The organism is Pseudaestuariivita rosea (assembly GCF_017592335.1).
Taxonomy (GTDB): domain Bacteria; phylum Pseudomonadota; class Alphaproteobacteria; order Rhodobacterales; family Rhodobacteraceae; genus Parasulfitobacter; species Parasulfitobacter rosea.
Genome location: NZ_JACNMP010000017.1, coordinates 1 through 15,045, shown reverse-complemented (window position 1 = coordinate 15,045; position 15,045 = coordinate 1). Strand labels below are relative to the sequence as shown.

14 protein-coding genes and 2 tRNA genes are annotated in these 15,045 nt (G+C 56.9%); 1 reads left to right on the top strand and 15 read right to left on the bottom strand.

Going from position 1 to position 15,045, the window contains the following annotated elements:
* Nucleotides 1-5 precede the first annotated feature (5 nt).
* The 15 genes from ccmB to H7848_RS12290 form a co-directional block, all read right to left on the bottom strand.
* Nucleotides 6-662 carry a heme exporter protein CcmB gene (gene ccmB, locus H7848_RS12360; protein WP_208351958.1) on the bottom strand — a complete coding sequence of 219 codons (657 nt, stop codon included), beginning with the start codon at nt 660-662 and terminating at the stop codon, nt 6-8.
* The gene (gene ccmA / locus H7848_RS12355; RefSeq protein ID WP_208352067.1) at nt 659-1,273 is read right to left on the bottom strand and encodes a heme ABC exporter ATP-binding protein CcmA; all 615 of its coding nucleotides are present in this window, start codon (nt 1,271-1,273) and stop codon (nt 659-661) included. Before ccmA ends, ccmB begins: the two co-directional genes overlap by 4 nt.
* 60 nt (nt 1,274-1,333) lie before the next feature.
* Nucleotides 1,334-1,410, bottom strand: a tRNA-Asp gene (locus H7848_RS12350).
* 58 nt (nt 1,411-1,468) lie between these two features.
* Nucleotides 1,469-1,545: transfer RNA gene (locus tag H7848_RS12345), tRNA-Asp, on the bottom strand.
* A gap of 112 nt (nt 1,546-1,657) precedes the next feature.
* The gene (locus H7848_RS12340) at nt 1,658-2,596 is read right to left on the bottom strand and encodes a pirin family protein (protein ID WP_208351956.1); all 939 of its coding nucleotides are present in this window, start codon (nt 2,594-2,596) and stop codon (nt 1,658-1,660) included.
* 101 nt (nt 2,597-2,697) lie between these two features.
* Nucleotides 2,698-2,970 (bottom strand): hypothetical protein, encoded by a 273-nt coding sequence (locus tag H7848_RS12335; RefSeq protein ID WP_208351954.1) that lies wholly within the window; start codon nt 2,968-2,970, stop codon nt 2,698-2,700.
* Nucleotides 2,971-3,080: 110 nt separating this feature from the next.
* On the bottom strand, nt 3,081-3,833 hold the full coding sequence (locus tag H7848_RS12330) for a helix-turn-helix transcriptional regulator (protein WP_208351952.1): 753 nt from the start codon (nt 3,831-3,833) through the stop codon (nt 3,081-3,083).
* Nucleotides 3,834-3,918: 85 nt separating this feature from the next.
* Nucleotides 3,919-5,241, bottom strand: a complete 1,323-nt coding sequence (locus H7848_RS12325) for a GH1 family beta-glucosidase (protein ID WP_208352066.1) — start codon at nt 5,239-5,241, stop codon at nt 3,919-3,921.
* A 121-nt stretch (nt 5,242-5,362) separates the two neighbouring features.
* Complete coding sequence (locus H7848_RS12320; protein WP_208351949.1) at nt 5,363-5,938, bottom strand: holin family protein; 576 nt, start codon at nt 5,936-5,938, stop codon at nt 5,363-5,365.
* On the bottom strand, nt 5,929-6,540 hold the full coding sequence (locus H7848_RS12315; RefSeq protein ID WP_208351948.1) for a holin-associated N-acetylmuramidase: 612 nt from the start codon (nt 6,538-6,540) through the stop codon (nt 5,929-5,931). Before H7848_RS12315 ends, H7848_RS12320 begins: the two co-directional genes overlap by 10 nt.
* A 51-nt stretch (nt 6,541-6,591) precedes the next feature.
* Entirely contained in the window at nt 6,592-7,050 is a 459-nt protein-coding gene (gene ccmE, locus H7848_RS12310; RefSeq protein ID WP_208351946.1) for a cytochrome c maturation protein CcmE, read from the bottom strand.
* Nucleotides 7,051-7,057: 7 nt separating this feature from the next.
* Nucleotides 7,058-8,086, bottom strand: a complete 1,029-nt coding sequence (gene argC / locus H7848_RS12305; RefSeq protein WP_208351944.1) for an N-acetyl-gamma-glutamyl-phosphate reductase — start codon at nt 8,084-8,086, stop codon at nt 7,058-7,060.
* 82 nt (nt 8,087-8,168) lie between these two features.
* Entirely contained in the window at nt 8,169-8,981 is an 813-nt protein-coding gene (locus H7848_RS12300) for a glutamate racemase (protein ID WP_208351942.1), read from the bottom strand.
* Complete coding sequence (locus H7848_RS12295) at nt 8,981-9,856, bottom strand: lysophospholipid acyltransferase family protein (RefSeq protein WP_208351940.1); 876 nt, start codon at nt 9,854-9,856, stop codon at nt 8,981-8,983. The genes H7848_RS12300 and H7848_RS12295 overlap by 1 nt, the downstream gene beginning before the upstream one ends.
* A 77-nt stretch (nt 9,857-9,933) precedes the next feature.
* Entirely contained in the window at nt 9,934-13,353 is a 3,420-nt protein-coding gene (locus H7848_RS12290) for an indolepyruvate ferredoxin oxidoreductase family protein (protein WP_208351937.1), read from the bottom strand.
* Nucleotides 13,354-13,499: 146 nt separating this feature from the next.
* On the opposite strand from H7848_RS12290, the gene H7848_RS12285 reads away from it, so the two are divergent.
* Nucleotides 13,500-14,405: a LysR family transcriptional regulator gene (locus H7848_RS12285; RefSeq protein WP_208351934.1), complete on the top strand. Its 906-nt coding sequence runs from the start codon at nt 13,500-13,502 to the stop codon at nt 14,403-14,405.
* Nucleotides 14,406-15,045 lie beyond the last annotated feature (640 nt).

Sequence of the window (15,045 nt, the reverse complement as noted above, 5' to 3'; positions counted from 1 at the left end):
TTCCTTTATCTTAGACCCACACGAATTGCCGCAGCTGCGGCAAAGGGTATCAGCGCAATGGACCCGGCGGTGATGCCCGCCAGCATCATCAAGGCTGGCGCGATGGACAATCCTTCGATGCCACGGCGCACGACCTCGGCCCCGAAAATAAGTGTGGGCACATAAAGCGGCAGAACCAGCAACGACAACAGCAACCCCCCCCGTTTGATGCCAACTGTCAACGCAGCGCCAAAAGTGCCGATCATGCTAAGGGCAGGCGTTCCCAAGGCAAGTGACAGTGTCAGCAGTCCAAAGGCAGAGAACGGCAGATCCAACAACAGACCAAAGGCAGGCGCGGCCAGTGTCAGGGGCAAACCGGTTGTCAGCCAATGGGCCAATGCCTTGACCGTCACGATGCCCTCCATGGGGATCGGCGCGGTGGCCAGCAGATCAAGTGATCCGTCCTCGTAATCCAGCGCAAAAATCCGGTCGAGCGACAAAAGACAGGCCAACATCGCCCCCAGCCACAATATACCACCCGCGATGGGGGACAGTATCTGCGGCTCGGGGCCAACCGCGAAGGGGGTCAGCACCACGACAATCAGAAAAAACATCAGACTTAGACCAAAGCCCCCGCCCGACCGGATCGCCAGACGCAGATCGCGGGTCAGGATGGCAATCACAAGAACGCCTCGTCAAAGGCATCATCAATCGGGGCCAGGGCCTTGAACGGGGTCAGGTCCACCGTTTCGGCCTCTAGCCCCAGATCGATATGTGTCGCCATGATCGCCGACCCACCCGATGCGCAATGGGCGCGCACGGCCGTGGCAAACTGTGCGACGCTGTTTGTGTCCAGCGATACCGTGGGTTCATCCAGCATCCAGATCGGCCGGTGCGTCACCAAAAGCCGCGCCAGACCAAGGCGGCGTTTTTGCCCCGCCGACAGATCATGCGCCTTGCGATCCTGCAAATCCATCAGATCAAAGGCGTCCAACCCGGCCTGGATACCGGATGTCCCATAAATGCGCGCCCAGAACAGCAGATTCTCTTGCACGGTCAGTGTGGATTTCAGCCCATCGGAGTGACCGGCATAGGCGATCTGATCCTCGGCGCCCTGAATATCACCCGCGTGCAATGGCTGAAGCCCAGCCAGGGTCCGCAACAGGGTCGTCTTGCCAATTCCGTTCGGGCCCCGCAGCATCAGAATTTGCCCCGGATGCAGGTCGAACGAGACATTGGCCAGAATTGGAATGCCCCCGCGCATGCAGGTCAGATTGGAAACGCGTAGAACCATCTGCATTGCCTATCCCATTCTTTGGAAAAGAAAAAGACAGATGTGATAGTGGTGGGGAAGTGGCGCGGTTGACGGGGCTCGAACCCGCGACCCCCGGCGTGACAGGCCGGTACTCTAACCAGCTGAGCTACAACCGCGCATCGTCGTATGGGTGTGGAATCATCGTCCACGTGCCCGGATCGGGCATGGCAGTGATGGCGCGGTTGACGGGGCTCGAACCCGCGACCCCCGGCGTGACAGGCCGGTACTCTAACCAACTGAGCTACAACCGCTCACTGCACGTCCGGTCGGGCCGAACGTGAAGTGTGGTTTATTCTGCCGCTTTGATCCCGTCAAGCGCTTGAATCGCTCAAACACAAGATTCCTTGGGTCAGCCTTGATAGCTTAGCGATCCGGCAGCGGAATGAATTCATCGTCATCGCCCGGCGGCAGTTGAAAGCGGCCATGTTGCCAGTCACCCGCGCGCCAGGCTTCCTTGGCCTCTTCAATGCGTTCTTTCGAAGAGGCCACGAAATTCCACCAGATATACCGCGACCCTTCCAGCGTTTCGCCCCCCAGCAACATCAACCGCGCACCGACCTCGCCTGCCCGCAGACTGATATGGTCACCGGGCCGAAACACCATCATCTGGCCTTTGTCAAAACGCTGACCTGCGATTTCAACGGACCCGTCCAGCACATAGATACCGCGATCTTCGTGATTGTCGGGCAAGGGCAGCACTGCCCCGGCCTCAAGCGTGGCGTCGGCGTAAAACATCTCGGACGGGGTTTCGACCGGCGCGCGTTCACCGTAGGCGGCCCCCAGAATCAGTCGCAGATGCTTGCCTTCGCCCGTCAGAACCGGCAGCTGATCTTCGGCGGCGTGTTCAAAAGCTGCTTCGCGATCTTCGTGGTCCTTGGGCAAGGCCACCCAGGTCTGAATGCCAAACAGCTTATGCGGCGCCTTGCGGATTTCGCCATCGGTGCGTTCGGAATGGGTGATGCCATGGCCCGCCACCATCCAGTTCACCGCGCCCGGCTCGATCCACTGATCGGTGCCCAGACTGTCGCGGTGATGGATTTTGCCATCGAACAGATAGGTCACCGTGGCCAACCCGATATGAGGATGCGGCCGCACGTCGATACCTGTTCCCGTGATGAACTCAGCGGGCCCCATCTGATCGAAAAAGATAAAGGGCCCGACCATCTGGCGTTTGGGCGCGGGCAAGGCACGACGTACCTCAAAACCACCCAAGTCTCTTGCCCGCGGCACAATCACCGTTTCAATCGCATCGATACTGGCGTCATCGATGCATTTACTCTCTAAAGCAGGATTCCAACTCATCGTTTCTGTCCTTTGCATTGATTGGTCTGATCAATACCTAGGGCAGGAACGTTACTGGTGAAACCGCACAGCAGGACAGACCTGCTGTGCGGAACTACACATTACCGAAAGATACTCACTACATTATCAGCAGATTTTGCTTCGCTTTCGCGAAAACCGTCTGCCAATCTCTCTAACTCGGCGGCGTATACGATTAACTTTGATACCTCTGACGCACCGGCCTTGCCGGCCATATTATACGCTGCCGTCTCTAACATCAGAGCTGCGATTTCGATCGCAGCTGCCGATTTTGGTTGTCCGTCCGTACTCTCTACAAAACTTAACAATGACGACGTGACAGCCTGTATCGCGCCCCTGTCTTCCCATGCACTCATTCCCGTATCCCCCATACCAGCGGTCAGACACCCAACCTTGCGATGGATTTACTTATAGCTTCCAAAGCGCTTTGGACATATCACGCAATCACGTGACAGACGCTACGTCATTAACTATTTTGGGTGGTGGTGAACTGTAAAAGACCCGATCCGATGCCTTTGATCGCGGCTGTTGTACGGTCTGCAACGTTCAATTTGTCGAACACGCGTCTGACCAGCGTATCGACCGTATGGGGCGATACCCCCAGTATGTCGGCAATCACACGATTGCTTTTGCCACGGGCGATCCAGTGAAGGATTTCGAATTCACGCGGCGACAGATCACGCTTTTTCCGCGCGCGTTCCGCCGTTAATTCGCAATAGCGCATATGGGCAATCTGGGCCGCGCATTGCAATTCGATGATCTGCGCGGGTGCCAGATCGGGTTTATCGCCCCCAAAACCCAGCCCGACATAGCCATTGCGAAACGCCGGTCCAAAGACCTGCACGGCAATGCCATCGCCCAGATCAGCATCATTCAGTTCCTGCAGATAGTCTTTCTGTTCTTTCAGCAACCCTTTGACCTGGGTTGCGTCGGACCAGAAAAAGGGCTGCGTGCTTTCCATCGCCAAAGCAGGGATCGGATCAACCTTATAAAGCTGGTCCGATATATAATAGTCGACCCAGTCCTGTGGAAAACCTGACGAATTGATAGTGATTCCGGTCAGCTCCAGTTCATTGCGATCCTGGGCGCCATAATGATGATAGCTGGCCATCTTGACGCCGTGCCCGTGAAAGTAATCAAGGGCAATACCCCAAAGATCAGTCGAATTGTTACACTGCTGACATCTTTCGGTGAACCAGCTTAAAGACTTTTGGTCCATTGCAACCCCTTTTCAGATCTTCAATAATGCTGGCAATATGACGTTACGTCAATATACACTTTAAGTTGCATTGACGCACCCGGCATCATTGTCTCTTCAATGCTTTTTGCAGGGCGAAATAGGATACTTTGGGCGTTCGGACCAATGTTTCAAAATCCATATGCACCAGGCCAAAGCGCTTGTCATACCCCAGGGCCCATTCGTAGTTGTCCAATAGGGACCAGATGAAATATCCTTTTACATCAACGCCTTCGGCCATCACTTGGCGCAATTGAGCAACGTGTTTTTCCAGATATTCGATGCGCACCTGATCGGACACACGACCATCTATGACCTGATCGTCATGTGACATCCCGTTTTCCGTGACATAGATCGGCCTGTCGCCATAACGGCTATGAATGTTTCTTAGAAAATAGGCCAGGCCTTCTGGATATATCTCCCATCCCATCGTGGTTTTCGGGGGCGGGCCATCGATTTCGGCAAGCGCTGGAAAGGGGCCGTCGGCGGCGGCAATGATCTTTTTGGTATAGTAATTCAGCCCGATCCAGTCGACCGGCGCGGCAATCATGGGGAAATCATCGGCCCAACCCGCGGGCAAATGCGGTTCCAGCCCGTCCAGTGCGGCTTTGGGATAGCTTTGCAGCAGGGCAGCATCAAGAAACCAAAGATTATAGATCGCATCATAGCGTTCGGCGGCGGCGATATCGGCCGGGTTTTGGCTGACCGGCTGAGCGTACTCCATATTCGCCACCAGGCCGATGTTGTCGATCCCTTCGGCGCGCATCGCCTGCACCGCCGCGCCATGGGCCAGCAAAACATGGAGCATCGACCGCGCAGTGGCCCGGATGTCCCGCAGCCCCGGTGCGTGATGACCCAGAAAATGGCTTAGCCAACTGACACACCATGGTTCATTGATCGTGGCCGTTGCATGCACCCGGTCCCCGATCCGCCGCATCAGAATAGACGCAAAATCGGCGAACCACTTCGCAATATCCCGATTGCGCCAGCCCCCCAGATCCGCCAGGGGCGCTGGCAATTCCCAGTGATACAGCGTCGCAAAGGGCTTGATCCCACGATCCAACAAACCATCGACCAGCCGATCATAAAAATCCAAGCCCTGCGGGTTTGGCTGGCCCGTCCCCTCTGGCAGAACACGCGCCCAGGATGTCGAAAACCGATAGGCATCGGCGCCCATGGCTTGGATCAAATCCAGGTCTTCGGGCCATTTATGGTAATGATCACAGGCCGTTGCGCCGTTTTCGGCACCTTTGATATTACCGGGTGTCGCCGCAAAGCTATCCCAGTGGGTCAGACCGGCACCGCCGAATTGATGCCCCTCAATCTGATAGCTTGAGGTCGCGACCCCAAAGATAAAATCTTCCGGAAAATCCGCACGTTTGAAACCGATCTCTGCCATCTTGCCCCCCCAGTTCCCCAAGCGCAGCTTTCGGCACTTCTGATCCGGTGACAAGGGCGGAATAAAAAAATGCGCCAACAAAGGGCGCATTTTCAGTGGTGATGCTTGGCGGTTATGCCCGACTGCTGCGCCAGTCGTCCAACGCCGGATTGCGGTCCGGCTGAACCGCCGCCATTGTCAGATTGGCACTTTGGGTCGTTTCAGCAACGCCAGGCGTGTCAGCCGACAGGTCCGCCAAAGCCCGCGTGTTTTCAATAACCTGAGGCACGCGCGTCATGGTTTCATTGATCGATCGCTGAAATTCCTGGCTTTTGACCTGATGGCGAGCGCCGAAGTAAAAGCTGACAATCGCACCCAGCAACCACCACAGCGGTTCGGGCACCAGCGCGATCCCCTGCATGCGGCTCGCAAACCAGATCGGGTCAACCATCGCCGCCACGAAAAGCCCCAATGTGCCCAAAGCCAGCGCAGGCCGTGGAATACGGTTCACCCCATCCATGAACTGGTCAAAACCGCCCTTGCGCGGCACAACGAATTCACTGCCATATTGTTGCAGGGCCTGGGTCCGCAAGGCCGCCTCGCGCACGGCACTTTCTTCCTTGTTCTCGATAAAGACCTCGGCGGTTTCTTTGATCACATTGCGACCGCCGCCAAAGATGAACCCAAAAATACGTTCAATCAGCCCCATGACGCGATCCTCTTGGCATGTTCTTCGTCTGTCAGATGATATTTTGGCGAAATGAATTCTTCGGCCCGCAGGATCCAACCGCCCTTGCCGCCATCCCGACGGCGTGCATATTTGCGTGACGCCGGGCGCGCATCGGCCAGACGGTAATAATAGTTACGGCGCGCGATGCCATAGGCATCGGCCAGGTGATCGGGCGCAGCTGTATTCGCCTCTTTTGTGGCAGTGATGGTCTGGGGTCCGATGACCCCATCAACCGATACGCGCCAGCCCATCTGCCCCAAAAGCCGCTGCAAAATCTTCACCGCATTGCCGCCCGCGTTCACATACATGTCGAAAACCGACGCGTGCAAAACGCGCGGCAGCGACGCTATCCGCGGCCGGTTGAAATAATGATCGATAAAGATTTCGATGGCCTGACCGCGACTTAGCCGCCGCACGTCCTGTTCGGTGACACGGCCATCGCCGGTCAGGTCCAACCCCAACCGGCGCATCGTATGGATCGTGACACCGTATTTTGTCGCCCCGCCCGGATCATCCGGGTCGTTGACATAGCCGCCCTCTCGGACAACGATTTCTTCTGCAATTTCCTGAACGGTTTGCATTGCCTATGCCCCATTATGGTTAACTGTGGGGCAAAGTTTGCGTAATGAAGGTTAATTCGTCGCTATATCACCGTTCGGATCCTGATAGACGCCCTGCTCTTTCAGCGCATCGATCACCTCGGCGGGCATATAAGTTTCATCGTGGCGCGCCAGAATTTCAGTCGCCTGAAAGGTGCCATTGATCAGCCGCCCGGTGCCCACCATGCCTTCACCTTCACCAAAAAGATCAGGCAAAACACCGGTATAGGCCACAGGGACCGAGCCACCGCCATCCGTCACCATAAAGGTGATCGTTTCCCCCTGATCCCGGATCAGCGTGCCCTCTTCCACCAGACCGCCAATGCGAAACACCTCATTTTCCGGGGGCGGCGCGGCGATCACCTCGCTTGGGGCGCGGAAGAACTGAAAGGCATCCTGACTGGCATACCAGATCAACAGAAACGACACGATCAGCGCCCCTGTTGTCAGCAGGACCACCTGGATACGACGTTGTTTTTTCAGTCCCTTCATACGCGCCTCATGGGAAAACAGGGGCCATCATCAGCCCCGTGGTTTCATCCTCACCTAACATCAGGTTTGCATTCTGCAAGGCCTGACCGCTTGATCCCTTGGTTAAATTGTCCAGCGCCGCGATCACAATGCTGCGCCCGGCAATCCTGTCCGCAACGACACCCAGATGGCAAAGGTTTGACCCCCGTATATGCCGGGTCGAGGGATGCTGACCAAAGGGCAGAACCTGAATGAACGGCTCTGACTGATATACTTCGTTCAGGGTCGAATGGATTTGATCTGCATCACCTTTTACATAGATCGTCGCCAGAATACCGCGGTTCGCGGGCATCAGATGTGGCGTGAACTGAACCTGAACGGGGCGACCCGCCAGCCGCGAAAATTCCTGATCAAACTCACCCAGATGCCGGTGCACACCGCCCACACCATAGGCATGTGCGCCCTCGCTCAGCTCGGCATGCAACAGGTTTTCCTTCAGCGACCGGCCCGCACCGCTGACGCCGGTTTTCAGATCGATGATGATATCGTCCAGATCAATAATACCCGCCGAAATCAGCGGCCGCAGGGCATATTGACCGGTCGCCGCATTGCAGCCCGTACAAGCCACCAGCCGCGCCGTTTTGATCTGATCGCGATAAAACTCGGTCAGGCCATAGACCGCTTCGGCCTGTAAATCGATTGCACTGTGTGGTTGGCCATACCATTTTTCGTACTCTGCCGGATCGCGCAGCCTGAAATCTGCTGATAAATCAACGACTTTCAGATCGTGCGGCAACTTGCTGATCACCGCCTGCGACGTCGCATGCGGCAAGGCGCAGAACACCAGTTCAATGCCCGAAAACTCAATCTGATCGATCTTTTGCAGAACCGGCAGATCAAGGTGACGCAGATGCGGAAAAACCTCGGCCATTGTCATCCCCGCCTTGCGGTCAGCAGACAGGGCCTCAATTTCGATCGTGGGATGGGTCGCAATCAGACGCACCAGTTCCGCGCCAGTATATCCACTTGCCCCTAGAATAGCGATTTTATGGGTCATTGACCTCTCCAAAGTTCTTAAAATGTCTGTAGGTCAGCTGGTCTGGAATTTCAAACGGGATCGCCTGTGGCAATCCCCAAGATCAGGCGGCGGTGAATGAAATGCGTCGTTTCAGAAACTGGGTCGCCTTGTTCGACACACGCCCCGGATCACCCGTCGTCAGGAACATCGAGTCCTGACCAGGCCCCATCATATCGGGGTGTCGGCCCAGATAGTCGGCCAAGCTGTCCGCCACCAGATTGGCCTGCGAATAGACCTTGACCTCGGGCCCCAGGGCATCCTGAAAAACATCCTCAAGCAGCGGATAATGCGTGCAGCCAAGTATCGCGGCCTCGGGCGTCGGCATCTTGCGTTTCAGCGCATCGACATGGGACCGCACCAGCGCTTCGGCCAGGATCAGGTCGCCTTCCTCAATCGCGTCCACGACCCCGCCGCAGGCCTGCGCTTCGACATCGACGCCAATCGCGCGAAACGCCAGTTCGCGCTGAAATGCACGGCTGGACACTGTCGCTGGCGTCGCAAACAGCGCCACATGCTTCACCGAAACCTCGCGCGGGGGTGAATTATCGCCCCACTGCCGTTCTGTCAGCGCCTCAATCAGCGGTACGAAAACACCCAAGACCCGTTTGTCGCGTGGAATCCAGCTTTCCTGCATCCGCCGCAGCGCCGCCGCCGACGCCGTATTGCATGCCAGAATAACCAGATCGCAGCCCGCGTCCCACAACCTCTGAACGCCCATGGTCGTCAGGTCATAGATATCATCCGCATCACGGACCCCATAGGGCGTATGCGCATTATCGCCCAGATAAACAAAGGGCACCTCCGGCAGCCGTTTTGCTGCGGCATTCAGAACCGTAAGACCACCAAGCCCGCTGTCAAAAATACCAATCGCCATCAGTTTTTATGTTGCTTTTCAAATTCATAGCCCTGATCAGACCATAGGATGGGTTTTGATGACAAACTATAGGTCGCCCGACGCAAATACGCCATCATCGCCTGGGGATCCTTACGCCGCACGTCTATTTCAGCGGCATCCAGCGGCTTGCCAATCACGATCCGCACCGGTTCATCGATGCGCGATTTGAATTCCTTGATCAGCAGCCCCATCCGCAACGTCGTATGCAGGTGGCTGGCAATCTGGAACAGGCGTGAGTTATGGCCCTCAAAAAACGCAGGCACCACGGTCGCCTCGGACTTTGCCACCATCTTGGCCGTGAACGACCGCCAACCGGGGTCCATCGGCCTGGCAAAGGGCTTGGCCGCCGTCGAAACAGTCCCACCAGGAAACACACCAATCGCCCCGCCCTGCGCCAGATAGGCCAGCGCATCCTTGCGGGTCTGCAGGTTCAGCTGCACCGCCTCTTTCGTCTGATCAAACGACACCGGCAGCACCACATCGTCCAGTTCTTTCGCTTTACGAAACACGCTGTTGGCCAGAATACGGAAATCGCCGCGCACGTGGCTTAGGATATGGCCCATCATCAGCCCGTCCAGAATGCCATAGGGGTGATTGGCCACCATGATCAGCGGGCCGGTTTTCGGGATGTTTTCCAGCGATCCGCCAACCACATCCAGGCTCAGGCCATAGCGATCAACCATCACCTGCCAGAAATCGCGACCCGCCGCGACCTCTTGTTCATAGCCCTTGGCGCGTCGGATCAGCCGCAACCGACCCGTCGCGTTTTCCATCAACCGAATAACCGCGCGCCCGCCCCGGCTGTTGGCCGAGCTGGCATAGCTGATCTCGCGGGCAATCTGACGCTGGTTCATGCGCTTAACCTTAATAATACTCAGCGCTATCTATGCATGTTTGGCCAATGTGGCTAGTCAGATTTTTGTCATCACGGCTATTCTGCCGCAGTGGAATATTCGGTTTGGGGTGCCCGAAACGCCTGCAGCAGTTCAGTGCGGCGGTTTTCAGCAGCCTTTGCGTTGGCGTCCTTCACCGGACCAAACCCCCGAATTTGAAGGGGCAGTTCCGCCAGTTCCACTGCGATTGGCAGCTTGTCAGACGTCAGATTGCCCAAAACCTCGTCCATATCGGCCTCATACTGGGCAATCAGGCCACGCTCCATCCGGCGTTCGGCGGTATAGCCAAAGATATCGAACGGCGTTCCGCGCAGCCCCTTCATGCGGGACAACGGGCCAAAGAAACGTCCGATCCAGCCACCGAACGCTCGCTTAACGGGCCGACCATTCGCGCCCATCGGACTAAGCAACGGCGGCGCCAGGTGATAGGTCAACGTCAGGTCGCCATCAAACTCGGCCTGCGCTTTTTCTTTTGTCGTCCGCAACAGCCGCGCGACTTCATATTCATCCTTGTAAGTCAGCAGCTTGTGATAGCCCATCGCCACAGCTTCTTTCAGCGCAGGGTCCTTGACCCGATCCAGCAGCGCCAGATACCGATCCGCCAGTTTGCGCGATTGATAGTCGGTGATGTGCTGCACGCGAAAATCAATTTTTTCCTTCAAAGACTTGGGCTTGTCGACCACAACATCCGTCACCAGACGCGCAGCTTCTTCGGGAAATTCAATACACCACCGCCCGATCTCAAACGCGCGTTGGTTTTTTTCGACCGCCGCACCGTTCAGCGCAACCGCGCGCAGGATCGCATCGCGGGTCAAGGGGATCAGCCCTTTTTGCCAGGCCGCACCAAACAGCAGCATGTTGGAAAAGATCGAGTCGCCAAGCAATTTCTTGGCAATCTCGGACGCATCGAACAGGCTTAGCCCATCCTGCAACCGCGCCTGCAGCGCCAGCGCAAGTTGGTCCGAGGGAATGCGGAATCCAGTATCGCGGGTGAAATCGCCGGTGATAATCTCATGGCTGTTCACCACCCCACCCGTGCGGCCGGTTTTCATCAGCCCCAGAGTTTTAGCCCCCGCGCTGACCACCAGATCACCGCCGATCAGCGCATCGCATTCCCCCGTGGCCACGCGGATCGCGCTGATATCTTCGGGCTTTTCTGCCAGACGGCAATGGATATGCACCGCACCGCCCTTTTGCGCCAGACCCGCCATTTCCATCATGGCAGCGCCCTTTTCATCAATATGGGCGGCCATCGTCAGAACTGCGCCGATGGTCACAACGCCCGTGCCCCCAACGCCCGTGATCACAATATTATGGGTGCCCTTGATCGCGGGCAGCTGCGGATCAGGCAGAGCGGGCAGCTCAAAATCCGTCGCCGCCTGCTTGCGTATCTTGGCCCACTGCACCGTCACGAAACTGGGGCAAAAGCCATTCACGCAAGAAAAATCCTTGTTGCAGGACGACTGGTCAATCGCCCGCTTGCGGCCCAGTTCGGTTTCCACCGGCACGATCGACACACAGTTCGACTGTACCCCGCAGTCGCCACAGCCCTCGCAGACATCCGTGTTGATAAAGACCCGTTTATCCGGGTCCGGAAACTGCCCGCGCTTGCGACGGCGACGTTTTTCCGCAGCACAGGTCTGAACATAAACAATGGCCGATACGCCTTTGATTTTCTCATATTTCTTCTGAACCGACATCAGATCGCTGCGCTCGAATTGTTCGACCTGGCTGGGGAAAACCGATAAATCCAGACCTTCCTTTGGATCATGTACCAAAGCGACGTTCCGAACCCCCATCGCCAGCAGCTCATCGCAAATCCGATCCGCGCTCAGGTCGCCCTCATTCGCCTGTCCGCCGGTCATGGCAACCGCATCGTTATAAAGGATCTTGAAGGTGATATTCGTGCCCGCCGCCAGCGCCGCCCGAATGGCCTGCGCGCCCGAGTGGTTATAGGTGCCGTCGCCCAGGTTCTGAAAGACATGATCGCGGGTCGAAAACGGGGCCTCGCCCACCCAGTTCACGCCCTCGCCGCCCATCTGAGTGAACCCGACCGTTTCCCGGTCCATCCACTGCACCATATAATGGCAGCCGATCCCGGCATAGGCGCGCGACCCCTCGGGCAGCTTGGTTGAGCTGTTATGCGGACACCCCGAACAGAAATAGGGCAGCCGCGCTGCGATTTCTTCGGCGTTATCGGCCTTGCGCGCCTCTTGCAGCGTCTGAAGCCCTGCGCGGATGCGATCCGTCTCGCGTCCTTCCTCAATCAGAATCTCGCCCAGCTTTTCCGCAATCCAGATCGGGTCTAGCGCGCCGCGGGTCGGGAACAGTTCGTCCCGGTGCATCCCACCTGCCCCGCCTTTGTACCAGCCATAAACACGCCGCCCGCGCCGGTCATCAAAGATCGCTTCCTTGATCTGCACCTCGATCAGCTTGCGCTTTTCCTCAACGACAACAATCAGATCCAGCCCCTCGGCCCAATCATGAAAGCCCTTCATATCCAGCGGGAAGGTTTGCCCGACCTTATAGGTTGTGATGCCCAGACGCTCGGCCTCGGCCTCATCAATATTCAACAGTGACAGCGCATGCACCAGATCCAGCCAGTTCTTGCCCGCCGCCACAAACCCGATCCTGGCGCCGGGCTTGCCCCAGACGCGCTTGTCCATCTGGTTGGCGTGGGAAAACGCCTCGGCCGCGAAGCGTTTATAATCGATAACCCGCGCCTCTTGTTCCGCCGGCGTATCCGGCAGCCGGATGTTCAGCCCACCCTGCGGCATGTCAAACTCTGGGCGCATAAAATCAAGCCGGAACGGATCACCGTTGACGACACTCGTCGCCTCGACCGTGTCCTTCATCGTCTTCAGCCCCACCCAAAGCCCCGAAAACCGGCTAAGCGCCCAACCATAAAGACCGTAATCCAGAATTTCCTGCACACCGGCGGGGCTGACAATCGGCATGTAGAAGTCGATCAAAGACCATTCGGACTGATGCAAAACAGTCGAACTTTCGCCCGTGTGATCATCGCCCATCGCCACCAGCACACCGCCATGCTGCGACGTGCCCGCCATATTCGCATGCCGAAACACATCGCCGGTGCGGTCGACCCCCGGCCCCTTGCCGTACCACAGGCCGAAAACTCCGTCATACTTCCCTTCGCCCCGCAACTCGGCCTGCTGCGACCCCCAAAGGGCAGTGGCGGCCAGATCCTCATTCAGCCCCGGCTGAAACAGAACCTGCGCGGCCTTCAGCTGCTTTTCCGCCCGCATCATCTGCATATCAACCGCGCCCAGGGGCGATCCGCGATAGCCAGTGACATGCCCGGCCGTATTCAGCCCCGCCCGTTCATCCCGCGCCCGCTGCATCAGCATCAGCCGCACCAGCGCCTGCGTGCCGTTCAGCAGAACCTGCGACTTGGCCAGATCATACCGATCGGACAAAGAAATATCCTGTCTGCTCATCGCGCACCTCCCCGTGTTCTGTTAGAGTAATTATAGGTCAAAAAACCTGACCTACAAAATGAATTTGACGTTAGGTCAGATTTTGTCGAATACGAGAAACAAAAGCCAAGGTAGCGGGCAGAAACGTTTAGGGTGATTGCGCAAAAATGGACTGGGACAAACTAAGAATATTTCACGCCGTTGCCGATGCCGGCAGCCTGACCCACGCGGGCGAGGTTCTGCACCTGTCTCAATCCGCCGTCAGCCGCCAAATCCGCGCGCTGGAAGAATCACTCAACACCACACTCTTCCACCGACACGCCCGCGGTTTGATCCTGACCGAACAGGGCGAGCTGCTTTTTGATGCAACATCGGCGATGAATAAGCGGCTTGATGCCGCCTCGGCCCGCATCCGCGACAGCGAAGAAGAGGTGTTCGGCGAACTGAAAGTCACCACCACAACCGGCTTCGGCACCCTGTGGCTGGCCCCCCGTCTGGCGACATTCTATGACACATACCCCGACCTGAAAATCGACCTGATGCTGGAAGAACGCGTGCTGGACCTGCCCATGCGCGAAGCCGATGTCGCCATCCGCATGAAGGAACCCTCGCAGGCCGATCTGATCCGCAAAAAGCTGATGACCGTGCGCATGCGGCTCTATGCAACGCCTGCATACCTGGCCCGTAACGGCACGCCGGAAAAGATCGAAGACATCCGAAACCACCGCCTGATCTGTCAGAACCCCAGCTCGACCCAGGTGGGCGCCGGCATGACCATGGTACAGCATTTGATGACATTTGACCTGCAAAGCCTGCTGACGGTGAACAATTATTTCGGTGTTTTACAGGGCGTTATCAATGACTTGGGCATCGGTGTCCTGCCCGATTACGTGATCAAGGACTTCCCCGACATGGTCCGCGTGCTGCCCGATCTTGAATCAGGCGAAGTCCCCGTCTTCCTCGCCTACCCCGAAGAACTGCGCCAATCCAAACGCATCGCCGCCTTCCGGGATTTTGTACAGGATGAAATCATCGCCCACCGCAAGCGACCAGAGGACCCCCCAAACAACTGAGGCTTGCACGCAACGCATGCCGGTTATGTCGCACTTGCGGCATGTTTGACCTTGTCTTGTTAATCTATGACACTTATCTCAATCCATGAAGGCGACTTATGACGTCTTCATACCTCCCTGTTGGACTTCGGCCGAGCATATGCTCGGCCTTTTTTCTTTTATTGTAATGTTGAGGCCAAATATCCGCTTTGCTGGACAAACCAAGCTTTCGCCCATCGCGAACCAAGGTCTGAGTTGAGGCGCGATCCTATTCAGACCGTGAAGCGACTTCGCAAATCTCTGTTAGTTCTTCGGATGTCATTTCAAGAATCCGGCTTTCTGCCCTAGCGAGGTAATGAGCATACGCCAGCTGGAATTCCTGTTGATCAGCGCGGTCGAAATCGTATCGTCCAGCCACACCATCGTATCCCCGAAAGGTCGGCATGAGGCCACAAGTTTGACGTAGAGCAATCATGTTTGCCAAAGACTCAGCACCCTTTTCCAAATTACTTTTCGCCGTCAGTACTAGAGCAAGATGAGATCAGGTTGAAGCGTATCCTGAGTTGACAAGGTAATTCGCACATTCCTGCGGGGTGAAGCGGTCGAGCAGCTTACCGATCCTGCGCCATGTTGCCTCTATCGTGCGTTCGGCGGCGTCTCG

Coding starts and splice junctions, on each gene's coding strand:
- ccmA (WP_208352067.1), bottom strand. CDS start 1,273: ATGGTTCTACGCGTTTCCAATCTGACCTGCATGCGCGGGGGCATTCCA.
- H7848_RS12340 (WP_208351956.1), bottom strand. CDS start 2,596: ATGAGTTGGAATCCTGCTTTAGAGAGTAAATGCATCGATGACGCCAGT.
- H7848_RS12335 (WP_208351954.1), bottom strand. CDS start 2,970: ATGAGTGCATGGGAAGACAGGGGCGCGATACAGGCTGTCACGTCGTCA.
- H7848_RS12330 (WP_208351952.1), bottom strand. CDS start 3,833: ATGGACCAAAAGTCTTTAAGCTGGTTCACCGAAAGATGTCAGCAGTGT.
- H7848_RS12320 (WP_208351949.1), bottom strand. CDS start 5,938: ATGGGGCTGATTGAACGTATTTTTGGGTTCATCTTTGGCGGCGGTCGC.
- H7848_RS12315 (WP_208351948.1), bottom strand. CDS start 6,540: ATGCAAACCGTTCAGGAAATTGCAGAAGAAATCGTTGTCCGAGAGGGC.
- ccmE (WP_208351946.1), bottom strand. CDS start 7,050: ATGAAGGGACTGAAAAAACAACGTCGTATCCAGGTGGTCCTGCTGACA.
- argC (WP_208351944.1), bottom strand. CDS start 8,086: ATGACCCATAAAATCGCTATTCTAGGGGCAAGTGGATATACTGGCGCG.
- H7848_RS12300 (WP_208351942.1), bottom strand. CDS start 8,981: ATGGCGATTGGTATTTTTGACAGCGGGCTTGGTGGTCTTACGGTTCTG.
- H7848_RS12295 (WP_208351940.1), bottom strand. CDS start 9,856: ATGAACCAGCGTCAGATTGCCCGCGAGATCAGCTATGCCAGCTCGGCC.
- H7848_RS12290 (WP_208351937.1), bottom strand. CDS start 13,353: ATGAGCAGACAGGATATTTCTTTGTCCGATCGGTATGATCTGGCCAAG.
- H7848_RS12285 (WP_208351934.1), top strand. CDS start 13,500: ATGGACTGGGACAAACTAAGAATATTTCACGCCGTTGCCGATGCCGGC.